At 58.6% G+C, this 25880-nt stretch carries 22 protein-coding genes and 1 pseudogene; 4 read left to right on the forward strand and 19 right to left on the reverse strand.

The annotated features are described in order from the left end of the window. Positions 1–111 precede the first annotated feature (111 nt). From DBQ51_RS02905 to rlmB, 3 genes are all read right to left on the reverse strand, one after another. Positions 112–2196 (reverse strand): elongation factor G, encoded by a 2085-nt coding sequence (locus DBQ51_RS02905; protein ID WP_054326101.1) that lies wholly within the window; start codon positions 2194–2196, stop codon positions 112–114. Between the two features lie 509 nt (positions 2197–2705). Next, a complete protein-coding gene (locus tag DBQ51_RS02910; RefSeq protein ID WP_107630723.1) occupies positions 2706–4910 on the reverse strand; it encodes a hypothetical protein in 2205 nt (734 codons plus the stop codon). Between the two features lie 21 nt (positions 4911–4931). Then, positions 4932–5708, reverse strand: coding sequence for a 23S rRNA (guanosine(2251)-2'-O)-methyltransferase RlmB (rlmB, locus tag DBQ51_RS02915; RefSeq protein WP_054326098.1), 777 nt, complete (start codon positions 5706–5708; stop codon positions 4932–4934). A gap of 286 nt (positions 5709–5994) precedes the next feature. Between rlmB and DBQ51_RS02920 the strand changes: the two genes are divergently transcribed. Beyond that, the gene (locus tag DBQ51_RS02920) at positions 5995–6930 is read left to right on the forward strand and encodes a hypothetical protein (RefSeq protein WP_107630724.1); all 936 of its coding nucleotides are present in this window, start codon (positions 5995–5997) and stop codon (positions 6928–6930) included. Positions 6931–7012: 82 nt separating this feature from the next. On the opposite strand, the gene DBQ51_RS02925 is transcribed toward DBQ51_RS02920, so the two are convergent. The 7 genes and pseudogenes from DBQ51_RS02925 to DBQ51_RS17490 form a co-directional block, all read right to left on the reverse strand. Continuing rightward, positions 7013–7780 carry an SDR family NAD(P)-dependent oxidoreductase gene (locus DBQ51_RS02925; RefSeq protein WP_107630725.1) on the reverse strand — a complete coding sequence of 256 codons (768 nt, stop codon included), beginning with the start codon at positions 7778–7780 and terminating at the stop codon, positions 7013–7015. A gap of 2 nt (positions 7781–7782) precedes the next feature. Continuing rightward, positions 7783–8832: an alcohol dehydrogenase catalytic domain-containing protein gene (locus DBQ51_RS02930; RefSeq protein WP_107630726.1), complete on the reverse strand. Its 1050-nt coding sequence runs from the start codon at positions 8830–8832 to the stop codon at positions 7783–7785. Between the two features lie 71 nt (positions 8833–8903). Continuing rightward, positions 8904–10151, reverse strand: coding sequence for an enolase C-terminal domain-like protein (locus tag DBQ51_RS02935; protein ID WP_107630727.1), 1248 nt, complete (start codon positions 10149–10151; stop codon positions 8904–8906). Positions 10152–10182: 31 nt separating this feature from the next. Then, complete coding sequence (locus tag DBQ51_RS02940; protein WP_054326096.1) at positions 10183–10851, reverse strand: FadR/GntR family transcriptional regulator; 669 nt, start codon at positions 10849–10851, stop codon at positions 10183–10185. A gap of 173 nt (positions 10852–11024) precedes the next feature. Then, entirely contained in the window at positions 11025–12269 is a 1245-nt protein-coding gene (locus tag DBQ51_RS02945; RefSeq protein ID WP_054326095.1) for a DUF4317 domain-containing protein, read from the reverse strand. A 151-nt stretch (positions 12270–12420) separates the two neighbouring features. Then, positions 12421–13128, reverse strand: coding sequence for an amidohydrolase (locus DBQ51_RS17485; protein WP_407923209.1), 708 nt, complete (start codon positions 13126–13128; stop codon positions 12421–12423). A gap of 106 nt (positions 13129–13234) precedes the next feature. Beyond that, positions 13235–13618, reverse strand: a pseudogene (locus tag DBQ51_RS17490) (amidohydrolase family protein); the annotation flags it as partial. Here DBQ51_RS17490 and DBQ51_RS17495 point away from each other — a divergent pair. Next, positions 13509–13781 carry a hypothetical protein gene (locus tag DBQ51_RS17495; protein WP_407923210.1) on the forward strand — a complete coding sequence of 91 codons (273 nt, stop codon included), beginning with the start codon at positions 13509–13511 and terminating at the stop codon, positions 13779–13781. The pseudogene DBQ51_RS17490 and the gene DBQ51_RS17495 overlap by 110 nt on opposite strands. A gap of 239 nt (positions 13782–14020) precedes the next feature. Continuing rightward, on the forward strand, positions 14021–15556 hold the full coding sequence (locus tag DBQ51_RS02955; protein WP_107630728.1) for a D-alanyl-D-alanine carboxypeptidase family protein: 1536 nt from the start codon (positions 14021–14023) through the stop codon (positions 15554–15556). Between the two features lie 62 nt (positions 15557–15618). Here the strand turns inward: DBQ51_RS02955 and DBQ51_RS02960 are convergent, their stop codons facing one another. From DBQ51_RS02960 to DBQ51_RS03000, 9 genes are all read right to left on the reverse strand, one after another. After that, positions 15619–16524: a dihydrodipicolinate synthase family protein gene (locus DBQ51_RS02960; protein ID WP_107630729.1), complete on the reverse strand. Its 906-nt coding sequence runs from the start codon at positions 16522–16524 to the stop codon at positions 15619–15621. Positions 16525–16569: 45 nt separating this feature from the next. Then, positions 16570–17208, reverse strand: a complete 639-nt coding sequence (locus DBQ51_RS02965) for a dihydroxyacetone kinase subunit L (protein ID WP_054326092.1) — start codon at positions 17206–17208, stop codon at positions 16570–16572. Between the two features lie 14 nt (positions 17209–17222). Beyond that, positions 17223–18218: a dihydroxyacetone kinase subunit DhaK gene (locus tag DBQ51_RS02970; RefSeq protein WP_107630730.1), complete on the reverse strand. Its 996-nt coding sequence runs from the start codon at positions 18216–18218 to the stop codon at positions 17223–17225. Positions 18219–18234: 16 nt separating this feature from the next. Beyond that, a complete protein-coding gene (locus DBQ51_RS02975; protein WP_199855177.1) occupies positions 18235–19740 on the reverse strand; it encodes a tripartite tricarboxylate transporter permease in 1506 nt (501 codons plus the stop codon). A 14-nt stretch (positions 19741–19754) separates the two neighbouring features. After that, entirely contained in the window at positions 19755–20207 is a 453-nt protein-coding gene (locus tag DBQ51_RS02980; RefSeq protein WP_054326090.1) for a tripartite tricarboxylate transporter TctB family protein, read from the reverse strand. A 71-nt stretch (positions 20208–20278) separates the two neighbouring features. Beyond that, on the reverse strand, positions 20279–21247 hold the full coding sequence (locus DBQ51_RS02985; RefSeq protein ID WP_107630731.1) for a tripartite tricarboxylate transporter substrate binding protein: 969 nt from the start codon (positions 21245–21247) through the stop codon (positions 20279–20281). A gap of 48 nt (positions 21248–21295) precedes the next feature. Continuing rightward, complete coding sequence (locus DBQ51_RS02990) at positions 21296–22486, reverse strand: CaiB/BaiF CoA transferase family protein (protein WP_107630732.1); 1191 nt, start codon at positions 22484–22486, stop codon at positions 21296–21298. After that, positions 22483–22962 (reverse strand): MaoC family dehydratase, encoded by a 480-nt coding sequence (locus DBQ51_RS02995; protein ID WP_107630733.1) that lies wholly within the window; start codon positions 22960–22962, stop codon positions 22483–22485. The genes DBQ51_RS02990 and DBQ51_RS02995 overlap by 4 nt, the downstream gene beginning before the upstream one ends. 16 nt (positions 22963–22978) lie before the next feature. Further along, a complete protein-coding gene (locus DBQ51_RS03000; RefSeq protein ID WP_107630734.1) occupies positions 22979–24334 on the reverse strand; it encodes an FAD-dependent oxidoreductase in 1356 nt (451 codons plus the stop codon). A 216-nt stretch (positions 24335–24550) separates the two neighbouring features. Between DBQ51_RS03000 and DBQ51_RS03005 the strand changes: the two genes are divergently transcribed. Beyond that, entirely contained in the window at positions 24551–25558 is a 1008-nt protein-coding gene (locus DBQ51_RS03005) for a LacI family DNA-binding transcriptional regulator (RefSeq protein WP_159068049.1), read from the forward strand. Positions 25559–25880: the final 322 nt, after the last annotated feature.

Here is a 25880-nt window from a genome sequence, read left to right on the forward strand (position 1 = left end):
GCGACTTTTGGCGTCGTTCATGATTTATCGTCTCCAGCCCGCCGCATCGCTATGTATGTTCCCCCGTGCGGCGGATAAAAAACCGGCTGCATAGCAGCCGGTTTTTTTATGTTATTCCTTGTTGAGCGCTTCCAGTCTCGCCTTGTTTTCCGCAATAACCTTCTCCTGCACCGGAGCAGGCGCATCGTCATACCGCTCGAACTTGGAAACGAACGAGCCGCGGCCCTGCGTCATCGAGCGCAGCGTGATCGCATAGTCGGATAACTCTGCCATCGGACACTCCGCCAGGATCTCCTGCTTGCCGCCCTCGATCGGGTTCATACCCATGATCCGCCCGCGGCGCTTGTTCAGGTCGCCGATCACATCGCCCATGTACGAATCCGGCACGACGACGCGCAGCGAGCAGACCGGTTCAAGCAGCACCGGACTCGCCTGTGGGATACCCGCCTTATAGGCCAGGCGCGCCGCCATCTTGAACGAAAGCTCGTTGGAATCCACGTCATGATAAGAGCCATCCAGCAACGTGGCATGCAGACCGACCAGCGGATAGCCCGCCAGCACGCCATGCTCCATTGCCTCGCGGATGCCCTTGTCGACCGCGGGATGGAAGTTCTTCGGCACAGAGCCGCCGAAGATCTTTTCCTCAAACAGGTAATCGCCTTCCGGATACGGCGCAAACTCCATCTTAACATGGCCGTACTGTCCGTGGCCGCCGGACTGCTTCTTATGCTTGCCCTCGACCGTGACGGTCTTGCGGATCTTTTCACGGTACGGCACGATCGGCGGCGTCAGCACGACCTCCACGCCGAATTTATCCTTGAGCTTGGAACACAAAACATCCAGATGGATGTCGCCCGCACCCGAAATCGTATGCTGCTTGGTTTCCGGATTGAACTCGGTCTCGAAAGACGGATCCTCGTCGTGCAGGCGGGTCAGGCCGGCGGATATCTTCTCCTCCGCGCCCTTGACCTTGGGCTGGATGCCCTGCGTGTAGCACGGCGGCGCGAATTCGATTGGCTCCAGTTCGACCTTGCGCACGCTCATGGAAAGCGTGTCGCCGGTCTTGGTGGTGACCAGCTTGGAAACCGCGCCGATATCGCCGCAGCCGACGACCGGCACCTCGCTCGTCTTCTTGCCGCAGACCGAGTAAATATGCCCCATTTTTTCATTTGCGTCCGCGCGCTTGTTGACCAGCACCATGTCCTGCTTGACCTCGCCGGACATGACCTTGAAATACGAGAAGCGGCCGTACTGGTCCGCGACCGTCTTGAACACGAACGCGCAGGTCGAGCCGTTGGGCGTGCAGTTGATCTCGATCAGCTCGCCCTTTTCGTCCTCGCAGATCTCGACCGGCTTTTCGTCCGGCGACGGCATGTAGTCCGCAATGCCTTTCAGGAGCGCATAGGAGCCGATGCCGGTCACGGCCGTGCCGCAGAACACCGGCGCAATAACCAGATCTTTGACGCCCTGACGGATGCCCGCGATCAGTTCTTCGTCCGAGAATTCCTCGCCCGCAAAATAGCGCTCCATCAGCTCCTCGGACAGCTCGGCCACATTTTCGCACAGCGCCGCGCGGTGCTGGTCGATACGGTCCTTCATATCGTCCGGAATCGGGATCTCGACGCGCTTGCTGCCCTCCATGCGGTACGCTTTGCGGATGACGCAGTCGACCACGCCGGCCGTATCGCGGTTGCCCTCGAAGATCGGCACCACGATCGGGCAGACCGAAACGCCGAACTGCTTCTGCAGCTTATGCAACGAGGTATAGTAATCCGAGTTCTCCTCGTCGATCTTGGAGATATAGAACATGCGCGGCATGGAACGCGCCTCGCAGCGCTCCCAAGCCTTTTCCGTCCCCACGCCCGGACCGGCCTTGCCAGTGGCGATGATCAAAGCGGATTCGGCTACGCGCAGCGCGCAGTTTACTTCGCTTTCAAAATCAAAGAAACCAGGGGTATCAAGCAGATTGATCTTGCAGCCGTTCCATTCAACAGGCGCCACAGCCGTTGAGATCGAAAACTTGCGTTTGATCTCCTCTGGATCGAAATCGCATACAGTGTTGCCATCCGTGATCTTTCCGACACGGTCGGTCACTCCGGCGATATTGAGCAGGCTCTCGACGAGCGAGGTCTTGCCGTCGCCGCCATGCCCCATCAGACATACGTTACGGATCTTGTTAACCGGGTAATTGGCCATATTTGATAAACACTCCCCTGCCCTTGCCTTCACGCGGGCGCTTAGTTGGCGGGAACAAACTCCCTGTTTGTTATTATACACGACTTTACCAATTCATGCAAGCTGTTTTTTGTGCAATTTTAATGTACCCCTCTGTCTTTTTTCGACAGAGCCGCACCGCCCGAAAATTTTTTATTTTTTTGTTTTTTTCCTGTCACAAAACCGCCTTTTCAAACGTTATATAAGTGTAATGGTTTTTACCCCGCTGTGCAGAATGGAAAGGAGCCTCCGTCATGACCCGTGCTTATCTTGCTACCGCCGCCGCCGTTTTGGCATTGGCTCTCGCGGTGTTTTCGGTCGTGTCCATCCTGCCGTTTTGAACCCCTCTTTTTCTTCTCTTTTACCGATCGGGCTGCCGGAGCGGTTCGCTCCGGCAGCCTTTGCTTTTGCCAAGCGGCCACTCCCCGGCAAGGGGCAAATGAAAAGGGCCTGGAAGCATGCTTCCAGGCCCTTTTCATTATTTCCTTATCTCAGTGCGTCTGCTGTGTGATAATGAATACCGGAACATACCAGATCAACAGATACAGCAGCAGGTGCAGAACCGGCAGTGCGTCCACCGCGTTCTGGAACACCAGATAGAATACGATCAGCATTCCGCATATGCCGGCAAAGGCACCCAGCGTCAAGGCGGAGCGCACCGCGCCTGCCAGCTTGTCCGCACAGCGGAGTACCTGCAGGAACGGTCCCGCCCCCTCGCGGACTAGGATCGCGGCGGGCGCGTCCGCCTTTGCATAGGTGGGATCAAGCAGCCGGCGCACGCTGTCCGGCTCCGGCTGATCGGCAAAGCCGCGGCGCAGGTCGAACTGGCTCTCCACCATAGCGGGCGAAATGTTGAAATCCCGCACTGCCAGCGCCGCGTTCATATGCATCCGGCGCATCAGGCGCATTGCCTGGTAGGTACTTTTCGTCGGCTGGTAACGGAGTAGCAGCGCGCCCGCCAGCACGTTGTCCACAACCAGATAGGCGCTAACCGTTTCATCCTCCGTCTGGCCCGAACGGATACGCTGCCCCAACTTGACCATGAGCGCCGCTGTGCCAAGCACCATGCGGCTCCCGCCGATTTCTCCGGCAAGGCCGCCCTCGACAAACTGCACGTTGCGCGCCGCCAGCGTCACGCCGTACCGCTCCCGCACCGCCTCGGTCAGCACACGTCCCAGCTCAAGACCGGCCGCATCCGCGAGCGCTGCGGCGCAGCCCAGCAACTTATCGTCCGACATCCGCCCCGCGTTCTGCAGCGCCTCCAAGCTGATCGAGCCCGCAGGGAACAGGTCGTTTTCAGTCAGGACGACCTCCTCGGTCCCGCGCAGAAGGTTGGCCTGGCGCGCCCCTGCGAGCGCCGCGCCCGACCCGAGCAGGCGGCGCGAGATATTCTTATAGCTCGCGCCGAACGCGCACAGCAGGCCGAGCGGCGCGGATACCGACAAAATCGCGGAAAACGCCCAGAAAAAGCGCACCGGCTCGCCGCGCGCAACCGAAGCCACCAGCGCGAAGATGATGGACGCCGCCAGCGCGATCGGCACATAGATCATGGAAAAGCGGTCGACCGTATCCGGCCGTTCCATCTCCAGCAAAAAAGCCTTATCATCGTGCAGCGGCCCCTTGACCGCCCTGCACGCGTCATCCTCCCTGTCGTAATGGCTGTAGACCGCCATCGGCTGCTCCGCCGAGCAGATCGCCTGATAGGCGCGCGCCTGCGCGGCGTACCGTCCGCGCTCCTCCCGCATTGCCGCGTACAGCAACAGGATGCTGACCGCGAGGTACGGCACCTGCACGCCGGGCGCGTTTTCAAAAACGATAATGGACGCGCCGTGCAGCAGCGACGCAACAATGGCGAACGAAACCAGCGACGCCCGATCGGGCGCGCCGTGAAACAGGCTGTTAAAGCCCATGCCGAACACATCCACGCCCAGGAAAAGCGCGATAAACTGCAGCAGCAGGAGCACGCCAATGCCGATGCCCGGGTTCTCCACCGCGTCGAGCACAACCGGTAGCGGCAGCACGTCAAAGCTGGGCGCGAGGCTCAGGTAAGCCGCAGCCGCAGCCAAAATCAATACGATCACGGACCGCACGGAAAGCCCCCGCGCCCGCCGCTTGAACGAGCGGGCGGCCTGCGCCGGATCGCGCAGCCGGATCTCCTCCGCTTCCTCCTGCTGTTCGGCGGCCAGACGCGCCGCGCGCGCCTCCTTGCGGCTCATCCGCTCCCCACGCGCTGCGCGGCGCGCGGGTGGCTGCTCCGTCATGTCCTCGTACAGCTCCTCTTCCTCCTGCACGGCCGCTTTCGCGGCGCGGCGCGCAGCCCTGGCAGCGGTCCGTTTCTCCTCTCTCTGCCGTTTCGCCTCCGCCCTGGCCTCCCGCGTGGCGATACGCGCCGCGCGGGGATCCTCTTCTTCCTCCTCTGTGGAATCGTCCGAATCACGCGGCTGCGTTTCCGTCGGCGCCGCTGCGCGGACAGGCCTCGTCCTTGGCGCGGCGGGCTGGGCGGCTGCCGCCGGTTCCGGCTGCCGTACCTCCGGCACCGGCGCGGCGGACGGGCGCGGCTGGGCCTTCGGCGTGGCCGGTGCCAGTCCCTCGACCTCGGCTATGATCGCGTCCAGATCGAACTCGTCCGTATCCGGTACGTCGTTCAGCATCGCCCGAATATCATCGAGGTTCATGGTTTCGTCTTTTCTGTCCATATCGTTGTCCGTCTTCCTCCTTTATTCCGCCTGCGCGCGGCGGCGGACCGCCTCGAACAGCAGAACGGCCGCCGCGTTGGATGCGTTGAGCGAATTGACCCGCCCGCGCATCGGGATGCTGATGATATAATCGCACTTGTCCCGCGTCAGCCGGCTGAGCCCCTGCCCCTCTGAACCGATCACGATCGCGCACGGGCGGTCGAACGCGGCCTGGTAAAGCCCCACCGTTCCATCCGCCTCCGCGCCGAACAGCCACACCCCGCGCGCCTTCAGCTCGTCGAGCGCCGCCGCAAGGTTGTTCGCCTTATGCACGCCCACATAGGCCAGCGCGCCCGCCGCGGCTCGCGCGACCGCCGCGGTCAGACCAACCGCGCGGCGCTTGGGGATAATGACCCCGTGTGCGCCCGCGGTTTCCGCCGAGCGGATGATCGCGCCCAGGTTATGTGGGTCCTCAATACCGTCGCAGACCACGATCAGCGGCGCTTCGCCCCGCTCCTCCGCCACGCGGAATATATGGTCGAGCGACACATATTCCTGTGCGGCGGCCTGCGCGATCACTCCCTGGTGGTTCCCCGTGGGGCTCATATGGTCGAGCTTGCGGCGGTCGCAGGTGACGACCGGCACGCCGCAGCGCCGCGCTTCCGCAGCCACATCCCCGATGCGGGCTCCCTCGGCCACAAAGACCTTATCGACCGTCCGGCCAGCGCGCAGCGTTTCCAGAACCGCGTTCCTGCCTTCGATCAGGGTCCCGTCATCCTCCCGCGGCGGGCGGCGGCGCCTATTGTTTTCATAAGCCATATTCCTACGCTCCAAAAATTTTCAGATATTGATAGTATAGCACACTTTCCCCCACGTTTTCAACGCTGTACGACGGAAAACATAAAATTTACACGTTTTTCGCCCCTCATCCTTCCGCAAAAGGCTCACTGGAGCGCGCGCCGCATGGATAGCCGCAAAGCAGCTATTATACATTTATTTTATTTATTATCAGCGGTCAGCGGCGCTTAGCAGTCGCTTCAAGCAAAAAAGTACCGGCCGCTGTGGTATGTGGTATAATGATAAAAACGAACGGGAGGGATCGCATTTGACGCCATACGATGAAACGCTCCGCACCCTCAGGCAGCAGGCCGACCGGCTCAACCGGCTGCGGGGCATGCTGGACGAGCTGTACCGCGAGCGGCAACGCCTGGAGGAACGGGAGCGCAGCCTGGCTGTGGTACGGGCTGCGGAGCAAAAGGACGTGGACCGGCTGCAAGGCCGCAGCCTAACCGCCTGTTTTTACGCTCTCCTCGGCAGGCGGGAGGAGCGGCTCGACAAGGAACAGCAGGAGGCCTGGACCGCCGCGGTCAGGCACGACGCTGTACGGCGTGAGCTGGAGGCGGTACGGCAGGATATCGCTTCTTACGAGCGGGAAGCCGCCGCGCTCGATGGCTGCGAGCAGCGCTGGACGCAGGTCATGGACGACAAGCGGGATTTCCTGCGGCAGAGTGGTTCCGTGCATGCCGAGCGCATCCTGCAGCTTGAGCAGCAGCTCGCCACACAGCAGACGCTGGAAACCGAGATTGGGCAAGCACTCGACGCCGGACGCGCGGCGCGCAATACCGCGGGCAGCATCCTGTCCAGCCTGGACAGCGCGGAAGGCTGGGGGACGTTCGACCTGTTCAGCGGCGGCCTGATAACCGACCTGGTCAAGCACGGGCATCTGGACGACGCGCAGGACAAGGTCGAGACGCTGCAGACCCAGCTTCGCCGCTTTAAGACCGAGCTGACCGATGTATCCATCCAAGCGGATGTGCAGGCGCAGGTGGACGGTTTCCTGCGCTTTGCGGATTACTTTTTCGACGGCCTTTTCGCGGACTGGATGGTGTTGGACCATATTCACGGCGCACAGTCCCAAATTGCAGAGGCATGCGGACAAATCGACGATGTCCTGTCCCGCCTTCGCGCCATGCAGGAAGGCTGCCGCGCTGCGGAACAGCGCGCGCGAGAGGCGCTCGACCATCTGGTCGCCGGCGCCTGACGCATCGGTACGGAAAAAGACCCCCAGGGCAGCCAGCCCTGGGGGTCTTTTTGATAACGGAAAGCGCCGGAGCAGGCGCCCCTTACTTGCAAAGGTAGCCGCCGTCGACCGGCAGGATCGCGCCGCCCAGATAGTCGCTCGCATGCGACGCAAGGAACAGGCACGCGCCCTTCATATCCGCCGGCTCACCCCAGCGGTGGGCGGGAATGCGGTCGCAGATCTCCTTGTATCGGTAATTGGAGGGGTCGAGGAGCGCTTCATTCATATCGGTCGCAAAATAGCCGGGCGCGATCGAATTGACGTTGACGCCGCACGCCAGCAGGTCGTTGGACATGCACTTGGTCATCTGTGCCACGCCGCCCTTGGCTGCGGAATACGCGACGACGTTCTGGCCGCCGAAGAAAGACGCCATGGAGGAAATCGTGATGATCTTGCCATAGCCCTTCTTGACCATGATCTTGGACGCCTCCTGGCAGAGGATGAACTGGCTCTCCAGATTGACGCGGATCACGTCGTCCCAATCGCTCATCGGGAACTGGTCCGCACGGTGCCGGCGCTGGATGCCGTGCGCGGTCACGATGATGTCCAGATCGCCGCCCAGCTGCTCCACCGCCTCTCCGAACGCACGGTAGCATTCCTCACGCCGACCAAGGTCGGCCTGCACACTGTGGCAGGCAAAGCCGCGCGCGCGGAATTCCTCCGCGGCGGTATGCACGCGCGCGCTCGAGCCAATGATGACGACCTCGCAGCCCGCCTCCATCAGACCCTCGGCCATGCCGTGACCCAGGCCGCGCGTGCCGCCGGTAACGATGGCCTTGCGGCCGGTGATATCAAAAAGCGGATGTACCATGATTACATATCCTCCTCATCAAACAAAATGACCATTTTCTTAACCGACGGGTCGGGATGCTCGATCTTGTCGAACACTTCCCCGATGCGGCTGAACGGGATAAAATGGGTAGCGATACCCTCCAGATTGAACGCATGCTGCTCAAAACGCTCGATGGTCGGCTCGAACTGGTAAGCCGACATGCGGGAGCCGATCAGGTCAAGCTCGCGCTGGTCGAGCATGGCGGAGGAGATCTGCTCCGGCGCCGTGCAGAAGCCGAGCGAGACCACGCGGCCCGCGTTCGCCATGATACCGGGCGCGAACAGGCTGGTCAGCGAGCCTGGGAAGCATGCCGAATCAAACGCGCAGGTCACACCATGTCCGCCCGTGATATCCTGCACGCGCAGGGCAAGATCTTCGTTTTTGGTGTTGATCACATAGTCCGCGCCGTACGTTTTCGCGCGTTCGAGCGAAGAATCGTTGATATCGCAGCAGATGACGGTTTTCACGCCCTTCGCCTTGCAGGTCTGCAGGATGATCGCGCCGATCGTACCCGCGCCGAGGATGAGCACGGTATCTTCCGGCACCACGCGGCCGCGCCCCGTGCAGTGTCCGCCGATGGCGAACGGCTCGACGAGCGCCGCATCCTTCCACGGGATTTCGGGGGAGATCACATAGCACTGGTTCTCCGGCACGACAAAGTATTCGCGCCAGCCACCGTCGATGCTCGAACCGCGCGCGCGGACGTGTTCGCACACGTTATAGCGGCCGATTTTACACTGGTAGCACTCGCCGCAGGCAACCACCAGATCGAGCACGACATGGTCGCCCTGCTTGACGCGGGTCACCTTGGAGCCGACCGCTTCGACCACGCCCGCGTTCTCATGTCCCGGGATGCGCGGATAAGACGCGCACGGGTTCTCTCCCAGATAGTTATGTACGTCCGACCCGCACACGCCGCAGGCCTTCATTTTAACCAGTACGTCGTAATCGCCGGCAGCCTCAGGGCGCGGCACCTCGCGCACCTCGAACTTATGCGGCTCGGTCACTATGACTTCCTTGCTCATCAGCATAACAGCATTCTCCTCTTAAAACAGTATCATGTATGACATATCGGTTTTCCCGCTTTCTGCACCGCGCGGCGTTACGGCGTCTGGAGCGAGCCGTCTCGCAGGCGGGTCTGCGTCCAGGTCGTGACCGTGTTCTCACAGGGGTATTTGGCGGCTTCCTTTTCGTCCAGATCGACGCCCAGGCCGGGCTTGTGGTTGGCGTACACATAACCGTCCCTGAATTCCGGCAGGCCTGGGAACACCTCAAGCAGCGCGCCGTGCTGCTGACGCAGCTCCTGGATGACGAAATTGGGCGGCTCGATGCCCGACCATTCCTGCACGCCGAAGTTGGGCGCCGCCAAATCGATATGGATATTGGCCGCATGCGCGAGCGGCGACATATCGCCGGGGCCGTGCCACGCGGTGCGCACCCCGAACTGTTCTGCGAAAATCGCCAGCTTGCGCGCCGGCGTGATGCCGCCGATCTGCGAAATATGCACGCGGATAAAGTCGATCAGCCGCTCGGTGATCAGCTGCTTCCACTCACGCGGGTTGTTGAACAGCTCGCCCTGCGCCAGCGGGATCGAGGTCTGCTGCCGCAGCAGGCGCAGCCAGTCGACCTGCTCGAGCGGCACCGCATCTTCCAGGAAAAACAGGTCGAACGGTTCGAGCTGCTTGGCCAGCTGCAGCGCTTCGACCGGTGCGATGCGCTCATGCACGTCGTGGACGAGCGCCATGTCGTAGCCGATGCGCGCGCGGATGCCCTCAAACAGCTTGACCGTGTCGCGGATGTATTTGCGCGAGTCCAGGTAGACGCCGTCCGGCGCGCCCTGCGGCGCGGTCGCGGGCGCCTTGCCGTAGCCGCCCCCCCCATAGCCGCCGCACTGGCAGCGGATGTGGGTGATGCCCATGTCGCGGAAGCGCTCGATGTTATCGCAGATCTCCTCCACATCGCGCCCATCCGCGTGACGGTAGACCGGAATGGCTTCGCGGCACTTGCCACCGAACAGCTCGTAGCACGGCATGTTCGCAAGCTTGCCCTTGATGTCCCACAGCGCCATGTCCACGCCCGAGATCGCGTTGTTTTCCATGCCGCCGTTGCGCCAGTAGGCGTTCTGGTGCATCAGCTGCCACAGCGCTTCGATGTTGTTCACCTCGCGGCCGACGAGCAGCGGCTTGAGGTAATTTTCCACCAGATGCTGCACGGTCAGGTGGCGGTAGGCAAACGTCGCGCAGCCCAGGCCGTACAGCTCCGGCTCGCTCGTCTCCACCTTGACGACCACCAGGTTGATTCCCTCCGGCGCGGTGCAGATCACACGGATGTCACGGATGGTAATTGGCATGATATTCTCTCCTTTTTACTTGTTATACAAGTTAAACCTTATCGTAATTTTGCAGGATGTGCGCCTGCATCAGCGCACGCGCCAGATTATCATTGTGTACCTCGACCGCATTGAGGATCATAGGGTGAAAGAATAGGGCGTCCTGCTCTCCGAACCGCTGGGTCAGCTGCTCATGGTTGCGCACCGTCTGCTCGAACACCTCATGCAGGCTTTTGACCAGCAGATGATTGCCGGACGCCCTGCACAGTTCCTCATGGAACGCCATGTCGCACCGTACAAATTCACTTTTCTGGCCGCGCAGCGCGGGCAACCGGCCGGTCAGCTCATGCAGACGCCCAATCTGCGCTTTTGTTGCGTTTTTTGCGGCCAGCGCCGCCGCTTCCGGCTCTAAAATGCGCCGGAACTGCAGCACCGCACGGATATCCGCGCAGTCCGCAGGGGTGATCTGGCTTGCTCCGGTGAGCAGGGTTTCCACGCGGTCGTCCCGCAGGAAGGTCCCTTTCCCATGCACGCTTTCCAGCACGCCCACGCCGATCAGCTGCTGGATCGCCACGCGCACGCTCGCGCGGCTGACGCCGAGCCGTTCGGTCAACTGGTTCTCGGACGGGATCTTGCTGCCGACCGCCCACTGGCCGCTTTGGATATGGCCAGTCAGGTACTGGAGTACGCTTTCCGTCACATTGATGCGTTCGGCCTTCATGGCTTACCTCCTCAACTTGTCTGACAAGTTATGCTTTTATTATAGCGCCCTTTTCCGTACTGTCAAGGGGGAAAATCACATTTTTGCATATTGCACAAATCCCGCCGCCGATTTCGCACATTTCCGGCACAAAAAGAGCCGGCAGATGCCGGCTCCCATTATCCCGCTGTTTTTTACAGTGTCTGATCCACACCGTTAATGCTGGCGGATTCCCCCTCCTCGATCGGAATCAGCAGGCATTTCTGCCCTTCGACCACACCCGTATGGACGCGTTCCGCCCGCTCCTCCGGCACCCGCAGCACGATGCCCGCGCTTTCCTCCCAAGGAACCTCGTCTCCGGCCAGGCGCTCGGATTGCTCCGCCAGACGGTGCTGCAGATCCGCAACCCTTTGCTCCAGCGCCGCCGTGTGCATTCGCTGGGTGTTTTCCTCCACCAAGCGGCTGTCCAGCACATTGTTCGCAACAGGCGGCACGTCTCCGAACGTCTGCGCGAAAGCCTTGCCGATCTGTTCCCTGACCGGCTCCGGCACCTCGGCCTCCGCCGCGAGATCCGCGACCGTCTCGGCCGTCAGGCTGACCGGCGGCAGGCTATCGTCCGCCTCCTGCTCGGCCACCATGCCGCTGATCGTCTTCTGTATCCGGAAGAACGCGGCTTCCGCCTGCTCCTCATCCTCCCCAAACGCGCTTTTCACAACGCTCTGGAACGCTTTCTTCTCCTCTGTGGCCGTGCGCTGGGACACACACCCGAGCACGCTTTCTATCAGCTCCGGATGGGAGCCGCGGCCGGTCTTGACGTAATACAGCACAGCGTTCACATCGCTGCCGCGGCCGCTGAACGCCGGATACACAAAGCCCAGGTCGGGCAGACCGACCACCCAGTCGCGCACGCGCGCGCCGATGCGGTTCTCTTCCTCCCGATAACCGAGCGCGGGCTTGGACAACTCGACCGGACACACCGCGCACAGTATGTACTCGTAGATCTCCTCGGACTCCTCCTGCGCCTCGCCGGAGGTCGCCCGGGCCGGCACATCGTACACATCATGGTATACTAAAATCAGGTAGTTACCCGGATAGGCATACTGTTCGATGACCTGCTCATACAGGCGGTCGAGCAGGTCGTCGTTGGCCAGCTTGCTGCCCTTGAGCGTGAGCAGGAACGAGCGGCACTCGTCCGCCTGCTCCCCGCGCGCGAATTCCAGCTCGAGCAGGTTGCCGCCCAGTGTGCCGGACAGCGTTTTTTTCGCGATCTCCAAATACTTGTAAAACTCGTCCTCCTCCAGTTCGGAAAACTGTTCGCCGAACTTCAGGACGACTTGCTTGCCGCTGTTGACATAGCACCCGCACATGCGGCCAAAGGTGCATTCGGTCTTTTTCAGACGGCGGCGCAGCTCCTGCACATCGCCTTTGGTAATATTCATTATAGGCTCTCTCCTGTCATATGCCCGCGGACACAGGGCGGCCGCCTATCCCTGCGGATAAGCGGCCGCCCGCCGCCGGCTTTTCATATTCCCGTCCTTTAGTATACGGCATCCCGCGCAGAAAAGGCAAGCGGATTTTGCCGGAGGGCTATCATGCACGGTAAATCGTTTCCCCTGCCTTGACCGTTTCCAGCACGCGCACCCGCCGCAGCGCATCCGGCCCAACCGCTAACGGATCGGCGTCCAGCAGCACCAGATCGGCCGCTTTGCCCGGCCGCAGAGAGCCGCGGCGCGCTTCCTCAAAATACTGGTAAGCGGCGTGGACTGTAACCGCACGCAGCGCGTCCTCCACAGGGATACGCTGGTCCGCGCCGAGCACGGCGCCGCTTTCCATCAGCCGGTTGACCGCGCACCAGACGGTACCCAGCATGTCCGGCGGCAGCACGGGCGTGTCCTGGTGGAATGTGAACGGGATCCCCTGCTCGAGCGCCGCGCGCGCCGGACTGATATGCTGTGCGCGCGCCAGTCCGAAATTGCGGATATGCACCTCGCCCCACCGATACACATGCGCCACAAAAAACGATGGCAGCACGCCGGTCCGCTTGACAGCCTCCATCTGGTCCAAGCCAAGAAGCTGCGCATGGATCATGACCGGCCGCAGGCCGCGGAAATCTGGAAATTCCCGCTCGACCGCGGCCACGGCCTGCAAAAACTGCTCCGCCGCCGCATCCCCGTTGCAATGGGCCAATACCTGCAGCCCTCCATGATAGGCTGTCACGAGCGCTTCCTGCACCGCCTGCCCGCTCATGGTGCCATAACCTCGGTACCCGTCCTCCGCGCCTTGGTATGGGGTCCGCATCCACGCGGTACGGCCCTGCGGGGAGCCATCCAGAAATATCTTGCACCCGGCGATAGGCCTCCATCAGGTCCTCCATATCCGGCATCGGCACTTGCTGTTGGTACTGCAGGAACGCGTTTTCCTCCATATATCCGGTCAGCACACCGTTTTCCGTACCAATTATGCCTCCCGCCGGCGCGGGCGTGTCCACTTTCACGCCGAGCAGCTCCAGCGCCAGAGAGTTGAACACCCCCATATGTCCGGACTGATGCACCACCATGATCGGATGCGCCGCGGAAACGCGGTCGAGCAGTGCGCGGGTCGGATGGCGCCGCTCCGCGAGCGTATTCTGGTCATAGCTTTTCCCCACAACCCATTGCCCGTCCGGTATTTTGTTGGCCGTGATAAAATGCGACAGCGCCTGTCCGATCTCGTCCAGGCTGGCGGCCTCCTCCAGCGGGACCTGCAGCAGCGCCTGCGCGGCGCCGGAAAAATGGCCGTGCGCGTCCAGGAACGCAGGCAACAGCGCACGCCCATCCAAGTCGATCTCTGCCGCGCCGCGCGCCCATGCCGCGAGCTTTTCCCGCGTCCCCACGGCCGCGATCACGCCGTTTTCGACCAGCAGCGCTTCAGCCAGCCCGCCGCTCTCCATTGTGCGGATCGGGCCTCCATAGTATAGCGTCTTCATAAGCACTCCACCTTCATCCGATTCCGTGTGCCTTAGTATGCCCTATGCTTTAGTATAGCATGCAGAGCCGGAAGTTTTTGAACATTGTCTGAACTTTTCCCGTTTCTTTTGCGCCGCGTGCGATTTTCTAAATTTACTTTTTTCTCCACCGATGCTATAATTTATGCAGCATCACCGCATTCCTTGCGCAATGTCTGCTTTTTATTTTCAAGGGGGGTAAACTGTATGAGAAAAAAACTGATCGCATCCGTTTTGGCCGTCTTGGTGCTGTTCTGCGGCCTCGCGCCCGGCGCTGCCGCGCTCAGCTACCAGGCGGAAAGCGTTTTCGTCATGGACGCGCAGACTGGGGAAACGCTTTACGAGTATAACGCCGACATCGCCCGTGTGCCGGCCAGTATGACCAAGGTGCTGACCGCCTACATCATTTATCAGGAGCTGGAGGCCGGCCGCCTGACTTTGGACACCCAGGTCAAGGTCAGCCACAACGCGGCTGTCAAATCCCGCGACGCCAGCTATCCCACCGCCGTACCGCTGACCGAGGGTGCCACCTACTCGGTCGATACGCTGCTTCACCTGATCATGATTCCCTCCGCCAGCGCGTCGTGCATCGTCATGGCCGAGCATATCAGCGGCAGTGAGAGCGCATTTGTCGCCCGCATGAACCAGACCGCCAAGGACCTCGGCCTGAACGCGACCTATTACAACTGCCACGGCGCGCAGCCCAATTATATTACGGCCCGCTCACAGGCCAAGCTCACCCGCCGCTTTATCGACGATTATCCCGATATCCTGCGCATCACCTCCAAAAGCGGGTTCAACTTCAACGGCTCCTACTATAATAACACCAATCACCTGCTCAATACCATGGCGCCTTACGAAGGGCTGGACGGCTTCAAAACCGGAACCATCGCGGAGGCAGGCTATTGCGTCACCACGACCGCGGTACGGGATGGGCGGCGTGTGATCGCGGTAGTTATGAAATCCACCAGCGACGCGCAGCGCTTCGCGGATTCCCGCCAGCTTCTTGATTACGGCTTTGCTGAAATCCAAAAGCGGGATGCGGCCCGCAAAACGACCAGTGTGCAGCTTACCGCAGCTCCGGACAGCGTCCGTCCGTACCAGCCGTTTACCGTCACCGCACGGCTGGAAGGCGTCTCCGCCTCCTACGCCTGCAAGGCGCAGTGGTATGTCAACGGCGCGGCGGTCGATGGCTATGGGAACAGCAGCTTCCTGACCGCCGACTATAAGACGAGCACGCTGCAATATACGCTCAAGGATCTGTCTGGCGATACGCTCGACATCGCCTTTGTCCTGACCATGTTCGACGGCACTGAGATCCGCTGTGAAACAGCCCTTCCGGTGGAACAGCGGCCGGTGGAATACGGCGGCTCGCTCAATATCCGGAGCGCGGCATCCTATCCCGGCAAAACGCTGCTCGTTACCGCGGATATCACCGGCGAAAACGGGATCGCCCGCGTCCAGCTTCCGGCGCGCTGGCAATGGGACGGCGCGGACATCGCAGGCTATTCCAACGCGGCGTTTACCATCGAAAACGATGCCGCGTCCAGCGAGTATCTGCTCCGCATTCCGGAAGACGCCTCAGAGGGCAGCCATGAGCTTTCCTTTGTGCTTGGCGATGCGGGCAGCACTGGCGCAAAACAGTTGATTCTGCGCGCCGATATCCAGATCGTTTCACAGGGAACGCCGGCAGAGGATGTTCCAGTAGAGGAGACTCCGTCCGAAGACGCTCCGGCCGCGTAAAATAGCCAGAAAAACCCCGCCGTTTCAAAAGAAACGGCGGGGTTTCCTATACCCCCTCGCGCTCAAATCATTACCGTACGGGATTCCAGACGGTCCAGCTCCTCAAGCAGCTCCTTTTCCTGTTCCGCAGTCAGGCTTTCCATCGGGCGGCGCATTTTCGTGGTGGAGATCACGCCCTCCCTTTTGAGAATCACCTTGTAGGCCGCAATATTATTGACCGCGCACATTACCGCATTCAAAACATTGGTGCGCCGCTGGTATCGGGTCGCAAGCGCGTAATCCTTTGCCTGAATCGCTTGCCAGAGCTTCGCGTAATGCTCCGGTATGCACATCGCATTACCTGACACCGTCCCGTCGCCGCCGACCACGCACGCCGCCTCCAGGAAGTGATCCGGCCCGACCAGTACGCTGAAAGTCCCATCGTTGATCGTCATGAAGTCCTGTATCCGCGTGAAATCCGGATAGCTGTATTTAATGCCGATCACATTGCGGCAGCTTTTCGCGACGGTTTCCGCCACAGCGCGGTTGATATCATTGACCGCGTTTTGCGGAATGCCGTACAAATAAATCGGGAAATCCTCCGGCACGCTGGCGGATACCGCCTTATAATAATCGATCAGCCCCCGGTCGCTCAGCTTAAAAAATACCGGAGTGACAACGCCGATGCCGTCCGCGCCGATTTCTACAGCGTGACGCGCCAGTTCCACTGTGTCAGCAAGGTTCCATGCGCCGACATGCACGAATACCGGTACCCGTTTGGCTGTATGGCGCACAACTGCTTCCGCGACCCGCTTCCGTTCCTCCACGGTTAAGTACATCATCTCTCCGGTCGTGCCGCAGGGATACAGGCACTGCAACCCGTTATCGATGCAGTGATCCACCAGCCGCTCCAGCGAGGGAACGTCAATGCTGTCCTCCTCGGTCAGGGGCGTCACGATCGGTACGACCGTGCCATATAATTTCTGCATATTTTTATGTCCTTTCTGGTAATCAGGCTCATTTCGCCGCCATTTTCACCGGATATATCGCGCCATGCCTTTCAGCATATACATACCGGCTGTCGCCCCCTGGTCCGGTATACCGATAGCTTTCGCGGCAAACACCGCGGCTTTCCCGTATTTGGGCATCATGGCGCGGCTGGCTTCTACGCCCGCCTCCGCTCCGGACACCGCCGCGTCCATTACCTGCGCCAGCCCAGCGTCCGGGGTTGCTTCCAGGCACGCCGATGCCCGGTCAGCGGCTGCGCCGACCGCATCCAGGATCGTTCGCTCCCCCCTGCTGCATTTTCCGCGCTTCTGGATACCGGCCGCAAACGCAGTAAAATACGCGCTCAGGTCAGCCGGCCCCATCTCGTTCTTTCCTTTCAGCGCCTTTCCCGCCTCCATGATACCGGAAGCCATCAGCGTTCCCATTGTGGAAGGCACAACCGAGGCCATCCGCATCCCCGCTTTCATCAGCGTTTTTCCGACGTCCTCCTGCATTTCTTCCCGTATCAGGTCAGGCAAGGCCGCATAACCCTTCTGCATCGTAAGACCCAGATCTCCGTCGCCCATGTTAGCGTCCATCGCGCAAAGTTCATCCTTTTTTTCCGCGAACACCTCCGCAACGCATTCATACAGCGCCGGAAGCTGCTCCGCTGTGATCTTATCCATTTTCACGCCCCCTGTCACTTCTGGCAGTAAAAGGGCGTGCAGACCGGCGCGTCCAGCCACCGCTTCATTTCCTCATCCGCAATCTTGCAAAGGCTGATGGAAGCGCCGGCCATTTCCATACTTGTCGCGTACTCGCCGACATGGGTCCGGTACAGCTTAACCCCCTTTTCCTGCAGGAGCCGCGTAACACTTCCGGACAGGATATACAGCTCCTCCACCGATGTCGCGCCAAGACCATTGATGAGCAGCGCCACCTCGTCCTCCGGCACCAGCGGCATGTCCTGCAGCAGCGTTTCCAAGGATTCCGCGGCAATTTCATCGGCGGTTTTGACCGGCCCGTTCCAGATGCCCGGTTCTCCGTGGATGCCCATACCCATGGCCATTTCGTTCTCCTCAAGCGTGAAATTCGCATGTCCCAGTTCAGGCAGCACGCATGGCGTCAACGCAAAACCGGCTGTGCGGGTGTACTCCTTTGCTTTCTGCGCAGCGGCGAACACCTCCTCAAGGGTGCCGCCCTCCGCCGCTTTCGCGGCCGCGCATTTATACATATAGAATATGCCGGCCACGCCGCGGCGCTTGTCCGGATCGGTACTGGAGTTCACATCATCCGCTCCCACAATGGAACGTGTTTCAATATCCTCCATTTCGCACAGCTCGGCCGCCATGTCAAAATTCATGATGTCGCCCGTATAATTGCCGTACAGGTACAGCACGCCGGCCCCTGCCTCGACCTCCTTGGATATCTGGAAGATCTGTTCCGCAGAAGGCGACTGAAACACGCTGCCCACGCCGCAGCCATCCAGCATCCCCTCTCCCACATAGCCAAGGAACAGCGGCAGGTGGCCTGTGCCGCCGCCGGTCACAATCGCCACCTTACCGGGCGTTTTGTGAGCGGTACAATAGCAGCGCAGGTCGCCCGCCGCGTATTTGACCGCATCACCATGCGCCGCGTAGATGCCGCGCAGCATATCATCCGTATAATCCTCCGGCCGGTTGATAATCTTCTTCATAATGTATTTCCTCCTTTTATTCTGCAGCGGCTTCTTCGTTCTTCCCTTGCTTCTTTTTAACAAAGTAGGTAATCAGCGGCAGCATCAGAGAAACCACCGCAATAACAATCAGGACACAGGAGATCGGATGCGTGAAGAAAATGGAAAAGCTGCCATCCGAAAGGACCAGCGCTTTCTGCAGGTTTTTCTCAATCGTCGGCCCCAGGATCAGGCCCAAAATCACCGGCGGCATGGCAAAGTCCAGCTTGATCAGGAAATAGCCTACCGCGCCGGCAATCAGCATGAAGAAAATATCATATACATTATGGTTCATACAGAAAGTACCCACGCAACAGAACACAAAGATAATCGGCGTCAGTATTTCCTTGGGTACGCCGGAAATCTTGGAGAATATCCGGATACCGCCAAAACCGAGCAGCCCCATGCAGATATTCGCTGCGATCAAGCCAAAAATAATGATATACACCTGTACCGGTTGGTTCTCAAACAAAAGCGGGCTGGGAATGATACCCTGCATCATCAGCGCACCCAACATGACCGCAGAGCCTGCGTCTCCCGGAATGCCAAGCGTCAGGAGCGGGATCAACGCGCCGCCCGACACCGCATTGTTCGCCGATTCCGGCGCCGCGATACCGCGCGGGTCACCCTTGCCGAACTGCGAGGAATCCTTTGCAAAGCGCTTCGCCTGCGTGTATCCCAGCCAGGAGGCGATATCGCCGCCCGTTCCGGGGATAGCACCGATAATCGTACCAATCACGCTGCAGCCCAAAATCGTCGGAGATGTTTTTTTAATATCCGCCCAAGTCGGCAATATCCGTTCCAGCTTGATATCCTTTTTTGCTTTTTCCGTCACTTTTTCCTCAATCAGCGTCAATCCCTGCGCAAATGCGTATACGCCGATCAGCAGCGGGATATACGCAATGCCGCCCATCAGGTACACGCTGCCAAAAGCAAACCGCGGCTGGCCGCTGATTACATCGATGCCGACCGTGGCGAGCGCAAGGCCGATAATCGCACCGATAATGCCCTTAAATACCGATTTGGAGGAAATACCCGTCACGATACTCAGGCCGAAGATGCCAAGCGCAAAATATTCCGGCGCACCGAAGTTCAACGCCACTTTCGCCAGCATCGGCGCTGTAAAGAACAATGCGAGCGCACTGAACAGGCCGCCGAACGTGGACGCCATCGTAGAGATTGCCAGTGCACGCCCGGGCGAATGACGGGACATCGGGTACCCGTCCAGACAGGTCGCGGCCGAATTCGCCGTCCCCGGCGTGTTGATCAGGATAGCGGTGATCGAACCGCCGTAGATCGCGCCACAGAACACGCCGAGCAGCATAAGGATACCTGAATTGCCGCCCAGGGAAAAGGTAAACGGGGTGACAATGGTCAACGCCATGATCGACGACAAGCCGGGCATCGCGCCGGCAAGGATACCGACAATCGTCCCAAGCAGAATGACCGCCAGGTTCAGCGGCTGCACCACTTGCGTCAGAGCGGAAACAAAATACTCCATCATATGCTTTTTCCCTCCTAAAACAATATGCCGGCCGGCAGGTTGGTATGGAGCACCATTTCAAACACCACATAGATAAAGACAATAACGCCAACCGGTATTGCAAGCAGCTTCACTTTGTTACGCTCGCCCAGCAGAATCGCACAGGAGATGACCATAAAAAACGTACCCACGAAGAAACCCAAAATATAGGTCAGAACGGAAAATACGACCATGATCCCCAGCGCAATCAATACCCGCTTCATGCCTTCTGAGCGGAAATCGATCGTGACCTCGTCCGGCTGCTTTTTCAGCGCTGTTTCCAGCGCAAGACCAATCGAGCAGAGGAGCAGCGCTCCACCCAGCAGCTTGGGCCAAAAGCCGCCGCCGATGTCCGACAGGCCATGATAGGGAAAATCCATCGTGCCGACGATCATCCCAATACCGACCACAAGCAGCACCGCAGCCACGATGTAGTTGTATTTTTTCATCTAAGGCTTCCTTTCCTGCATAATAGGCGGGGCGGCGGGACTTTTGCATTCCACCGCCCTGCCCGCGGCTTTCAGTTGATCAGCGAATCGTAGAACTCGTACTGCTCCTGCATAAACTGCAGCGCGCCGTCCGTCCCCTCAAACTCTGCCGGCATGATACTGAACGCCGCCAGCGTCTCTTCAAACTCCTCGGTTGCGCTCGCCTGTGCAAACGCGTCCTGCAGGTAGGTCACAACCTCCTCCGGCGCGTCGTTCTTAATTGCAAGGTAGACCCAGGTCAGAATCCGGATATCCTTCAACTCGTCATACAGCTCGCCCATTGCCGGAACATCCGGAAACATCTCCGTGCGTTCATTATCCGTGATCGCCAGCGCCTTGATCGTGCCGGCAGTAAGCTGCCCGATCGCGGGCGCTGCAGAGCAGCAGGTCATATCTACCTCGCCCGCTACCACGCCGGTGATACTGTTGGTATCGCCGTCATAATTAACATAGGTAAACTCCAAGCCGAGCGCCTGCTCAAAGGACTGCGCGCTCAATTTGGTCAGCGTACCCTCGCCGGTATTGCCGACCTTGACCTCGCCCGGATGCGCTTTCGCGTATTCCACAAATTCCTCAAACGTATCGTACGGGGCGTCCGCGCTGACAAGGATCAGGTTCGGCTGCTTCATCAGGCAGGCCAGCGGGGTGAATTCGTCATAAGAAATATCGGTGTTTCCGTTCACCTTGCTCAATACCAGGTCACAGTTTACGATACCGAGCGTATATCCATCCGAGGAGGAATTCCGGAACTGGTTCGCGCCAACAAGCCCCGCGCCGCCGGTCACGTTATTGACGGTAATATTCACACCCGACGGCAGCACACCGTCCGGAATGGATTCCGTCATGCCGCGCACGCACAGGTCGGTCGTGCCGCCGGCCGAATACGGACAAATAACGGAAATATTCTGGGACGGGTATTCCTTTGAGCCGCCGCAGCCGGTCAGGGCCGCCGCTGCCATTGCTGTTGCGGTAAGCATTGCAATAATCTTTCGCAGTTTCATGATTAAACCTCCGTCTTTCTATGTATTTGTCTGTCGCATCAACTATCCTTATAAAATGCCGGACGCTTCCAGTGCATCGATCTCCGCATCGCTGTAGCCAAGATGCGAAAGAACCTTGCGGTTATCCTGCCCCAGCGTGGGCGGAGCACACCGGATCTCGACCGGCGTCTCACTGAAGTCTATCGGCGCGATGACCGCCTTGAAATCCCCCGCGACCGGATGATGGATGGTCCGAATAATCTGGTTATGCGCAACCTGTGGGTCGTGCAGCACATCCTCGTAGGTATTAACCTTGGCGACCCAGAACCCATCCGCCTGGAAACGCTCCAGCCAGTACTCGGTATCCTGTTTTTCAATCTGCGGCGCGATCAGCGCATGCAGCTTTTCCTTATCCCGCAGCATAACCGCTTTGTTCGGCATCATCTCATATAATGCCGGCAGGCCGATGATTTCGGAAAATCGCTTCATATCCTGCCCCGCGTTGATTGCCATGGCAAGGAAGCCGTTTTTCGTTTTATAGATGCCGTACGGGGCTTCCTGCAGCGGATGTCCCGTATAATCCCTGGATTTTTTCGGCATGATACCGGTATTTATGTAGTAGCACAGCTCCTGTGACTGCATGTGCAGGGCAGAGTTGAGCAGATTTACTTCAACCTTTTGTCCGTTTCCCCCATCCTTCACATGGTTGAGTGCCGCCAGGATACCGACGACCAACATCAGAGAGCTGTACATATCCACCACATAGATACCGCCGGTTGCCGGCTGCCCCTCCGTGCCGCAGATATTGCAGTAGCCGCTCATCGCCTGTGCCAGCAGATCTTGTCCGGGCAGCTTTACATAAGGGCCTGAGCTACCGTAACCCATCGCTTCGCAATAGATGATCCGCGGGTTGAGTTTCTTCCCGTCCTCATAACCCAAGCCAAGCTTATCAAGCACGCCGGCACGGTAATTCGATACCACGACGTCGGACTCACGAATCAGCTTTTTGACGATCTCCTTTGCCTCCGGCCTTTTCAGATCCAGTGTGATGCCCTGCTTGTTGCGGTTCATCGCAAGGAAAAACGGCCCTTCCCCGCCGAGCTTTTCATCCGGCGCAACATGGCGGTTAAAATCCCCTGTCCCTGGCCGCTCAATATTGATGACTTCCGCGCCCAAGTCGCCGAGCAGTTGCAGGGCAAACGGCCCCTGGGCAAAATGCGTGAAGCCCAGTATTTTCACGTTTTTTAACGGTGCGCTCACTTGCTCTGCTCCTTTTCCTCTGCCGCCGCAGGCTTTCTGCCGATATACTGCTTATCCACATGGAACAGGACCGGCTCGTCGTTCTGGTTCAAAACCAGCACGTTCCAGGTCACAACACCAAATTCCTCGTTTTTGATCGCCTTATCCACGACCTCAAACCGGCAATGGATGGTATCCCCTGGATAAACGGGATGGATATAACGGATTTTCTCATGGCCGTAATGAACGGAGGGCACCTTGGTCGGGGATACCTCCTTTGCCATAAAGCCATCCGCGACACCCAGCGTCAGAATGCCCTGGATGATCGGCCTGCCGATCGCAGGGAATTTCTTGCAGTATTCGGCGTCCACATGAACCGGATGCGTGTTGTCCGAACAGCCGATGAACAGGCGGATATCTGCTTCCGTCATCGTGCGGCCGGACGAGATCTGGACCTCGCCGATCTGGTAATCCTCAAAATATTTGATTTCTGGCATTTCTTTTCTCCCTTTCTTACTCTGTAGCAGGCATCCACACGTTTTGTTTTCTCAGGCTGCTCTGCAGCTTTTTCACATCCACATCCCGAGCCGCAACCTTATCCTGTACTGCAATCGCCGCCGCGGTACCGCACGCCTGTCCCATCAGCATCGCAGTCGGTACGACGCGCAGCAGCTCAATCGCACCGAAATCACCGGAAATGCAGCGGCCGGCCACCAGCAGCCCCTCCGTATGCTTGGGAACAAAGCAACGGTACGGGATCTGTTTCAGCACATCCTCCGGCTGGAATCCGCGATATGGCGGCTGGGCGAACACCACTGCATCGCTGTAGCTCGCGCCCTCCATCAGTTCCTTTCGCGTGATTGTGTATTCCCCACACAGCATGCGGCTGCTCCTCACGCCGACCTGGGGTGCCGTGTCAATCACCACCGCATTTTCAAAGCCCGGCACATTTTTCCTGAAATACTCCAGCGTCCGCAGCATGGCCTGCCGTATCTCGATCTCCACCTTGGTCAGATCATCCACGCTTACCGCGCTGCCTGCCAGCGTATTGTTAAACCACACCACGTTATCGATGTTGCTCCTCATATAGAAGCCCTGCGGCAATTCCCCGAAGCTGTAGCCGCCGTTGATGCCGCGCACCGCCTTGATATCCGCCGACACCTGCTCATCCTTGCCTGGGATGCTCAGAAACTGCTCGGCCTTTTCACAATCCACATTGGCGACTCGGAATACCAGTCCAAGAGGCAGGTTGCCTGTTGTATATTCCTCGCCCGCCGTGTAAAATACATCGCCATCGCCTGTGCAGTCGATCACAATATCTGCCAGAACGGCCTGGCGACCGGACTTACTTTCAAAAATCGCGCCGCGCACCTTATTATCCACCATGTATGCCCTGCTGAACCAGGCGTGGAACAAAAGCTGCACGCCCGATTCGAGCGCCATATCATTGCACACGCATTTCATCAGTTCCGGATCGATAACCGGACTCCAGCGAACAATTTTATCCTCGCCGCCTGTTGCACCGTATCGCCGCCACTTCAGGATGTCCTCCAACTTGGAAGAACCACGCGTCGCTTCGTCGGGTTCGATCAGGCCGTTTACCCCGCGCAGACGGTCCAGCATTTCCTCCACAAGCCCCTTGATCACCAGATTGCCTTTCCCATCGCAGATGCAGTCCACCAGAAGGACAAAGCCCCCTGTCGACATGCCGCCCAGATAACCATACCGCTCCATCAACAGAACTCTGGCCCCCTGCCGTGCCGCACTGACCGCCGCACAGACACCGGCCGGCCCACCGCCGACCACCAAAACATCGGTTTCCGCGTATACCGGTATCTGCTGCTCCTTTTCAATAATGTATTTTTCCAATTCAGCACCTCCGTCATTTCCATGTAACTAATTTGTAAATTACATATTTTATGTTTGTAATTTACATCCAAATTTACATAAAGTCAATATGTCTTATTTATTTTCTATATAATAACCATATATCAATCAATATTTTTGTGTATTTTTCTTGCTTTCTTTGTGGGGATGGTATATAATCAAACTGCAATTTACATATATAAACAGGAGGATGCCGCTATGATCACCATTAGCGATATCGCAGTGCTTGCTGAAACTTCCACAGCAACCGTCTCCCGCGTCCTAAACGCTGATCCGCATGTGGCGCCTGGTACGCGGCAGCGGATCCTGCAGGTGATCGCCACCACCGGCTATAAGCCCAGAAGCTCGTCCAAAACAGATTCCAAGAAAAAAAACAGTATTCTTGTTTTGCTCCCTTCGCTGGAGAATCCCTATTTCTCAACCATTCTGAGAGGCGTGGAGCATCGCGCCAGCGCCGCCGGCTATGATACGCTGATGGCTGTTACACACCGAAACTATGAGAAAGAAACTAAATACCTGAACATGCTGACTTCCGGCCTGGTAGACGGCGTGATTCTGTTCACCACCTCTCTGCCCAACGACCAGCTCAACGATCTGTCCGCACGGTACCCTATCATTCAATGCGGCGCGATCGCGGAAGGCTCGAACATCAGCTATGTCAGCATTGACGACACAGCCGCCGCCTATGACGCCACTTCTTATCTCATCAGCCTCGGGAACCAGCGCATCGCCATGATCACTAGCTCGAATAATATCCCGTTTGAAAAGAAGCGCTTAGCCGGTTACATGGATGCGCTCAACGACCATGGCATCCCTTATGTTCCATCCTACAAAATGATCTGTAACAACCATTATTTAGACAGCTACAATTGCGTGGAAGCGCTGATGAAGCTCCCGGAAAAGCCGACCGCAATCTTTTGTTACAGCGATCTGACCGCGTTAGGCGCTCTGAATTACGCCTATGACCACGGGCTCAAGCCCGGCTCTGATCTGGATATCCTCGGCTTTGACGGGACTTACCTGACCGAATGCGTTTCCCCCCATCTTTCCACAGTGGAGCAGCCGGCCTACGAAATGGGTAAAACAGCGTTCAACATGCTTTCCGACCGAATCGCCGACGCTAACTATATTGCACAGAAAGTAATTATTTCTCACAAGCTCGTCATCCGTGAAACGACCCGCAAGCTGCCTGCAAGCGTTTCCTGACGCCAGCTCGCTTTATTCCGTCAAAAGCCCCCTCTCCAGCGGAGACCTACCGCTGAAGAGAGGGCTATTATCCTGTTTCTAAATGCTGTCGTTTATCACTATATCCACGCAAAAGGTTTGCATTTCTCAACTTCTTTCCCATTATAGCACTTTCCTTCCCTTGTATAGCAGAAACCGGAATGCACACACCCCTCACGCAGATTACACAATCCGTTTTTTCAAAAAATCATAACCACCGGCTGTACCGGTGGTTTTCGCTTACAATAAAATCACCCCGCGGCGTCTCTGCCCACGGGGTGATTTCCATTATATAACGGCTAAG

The organism is Agathobaculum massiliense (assembly GCF_900291975.1).
Lineage (GTDB): Bacteria > Bacillota > Clostridia > Oscillospirales > Butyricicoccaceae > Agathobaculum > Agathobaculum ammoniilyticum.

Bases quoted from the DNA above. Each gene is read 5' to 3' on its own strand.
- DBQ51_RS02905 (WP_054326101.1), bottom strand. From the start codon at position 2,196: ATGGCCAATTACCCGGTTAACAAGATCCGTAACGTATGTCTGATGGGG.
- DBQ51_RS02910 (WP_107630723.1), bottom strand. From the start codon at position 4,910: ATGGACAGAAAAGACGAAACCATGAACCTCGATGATATTCGGGCGATG.
- rlmB (WP_054326098.1), bottom strand. From the start codon at position 5,708: ATGGCTTATGAAAACAATAGGCGCCGCCGCCCGCCGCGGGAGGATGAC.
- DBQ51_RS02925 (WP_107630725.1), bottom strand. From the start codon at position 7,780: ATGGTACATCCGCTTTTTGATATCACCGGCCGCAAGGCCATCGTTACC.
- DBQ51_RS02930 (WP_107630726.1), bottom strand. From the start codon at position 8,832: ATGCTGATGAGCAAGGAAGTCATAGTGACCGAGCCGCATAAGTTCGAG.
- DBQ51_RS02935 (WP_107630727.1), bottom strand. From the start codon at position 10,151: ATGCCAATTACCATCCGTGACATCCGTGTGATCTGCACCGCGCCGGAG.
- DBQ51_RS02940 (WP_054326096.1), bottom strand. From the start codon at position 10,851: ATGAAGGCCGAACGCATCAATGTGACGGAAAGCGTACTCCAGTACCTG.
- DBQ51_RS02945 (WP_054326095.1), bottom strand. From the start codon at position 12,269: ATGAATATTACCAAAGGCGATGTGCAGGAGCTGCGCCGCCGTCTGAAA.
- DBQ51_RS17485 (WP_407923209.1), bottom strand. From the start codon at position 13,128: ATGCGGACCCCATACCAAGGCGCGGAGGACGGGTACCGAGGTTATGGC.
- DBQ51_RS02955 (WP_107630728.1), top strand. From the start codon at position 14,021: ATGAGAAAAAAACTGATCGCATCCGTTTTGGCCGTCTTGGTGCTGTTC.
- DBQ51_RS02960 (WP_107630729.1), bottom strand. From the start codon at position 16,524: ATGCAGAAATTATATGGCACGGTCGTACCGATCGTGACGCCCCTGACC.
- DBQ51_RS02965 (WP_054326092.1), bottom strand. From the start codon at position 17,208: ATGGATAAGATCACAGCGGAGCAGCTTCCGGCGCTGTATGAATGCGTT.
- DBQ51_RS02970 (WP_107630730.1), bottom strand. From the start codon at position 18,218: ATGAAGAAGATTATCAACCGGCCGGAGGATTATACGGATGATATGCTG.
- DBQ51_RS02975 (WP_199855177.1), bottom strand. From the start codon at position 19,740: ATGATGGAGTATTTTGTTTCCGCTCTGACGCAAGTGGTGCAGCCGCTG.
- DBQ51_RS02980 (WP_054326090.1), bottom strand. From the start codon at position 20,207: ATGAAAAAATACAACTACATCGTGGCTGCGGTGCTGCTTGTGGTCGGT.
- DBQ51_RS02985 (WP_107630731.1), bottom strand. From the start codon at position 21,247: ATGAAACTGCGAAAGATTATTGCAATGCTTACCGCAACAGCAATGGCA.
- DBQ51_RS02995 (WP_107630733.1), bottom strand. From the start codon at position 22,962: ATGCCAGAAATCAAATATTTTGAGGATTACCAGATCGGCGAGGTCCAG.
- DBQ51_RS03005 (WP_159068049.1), top strand. From the start codon at position 24,551: ATGATCACCATTAGCGATATCGCAGTGCTTGCTGAAACTTCCACAGCA.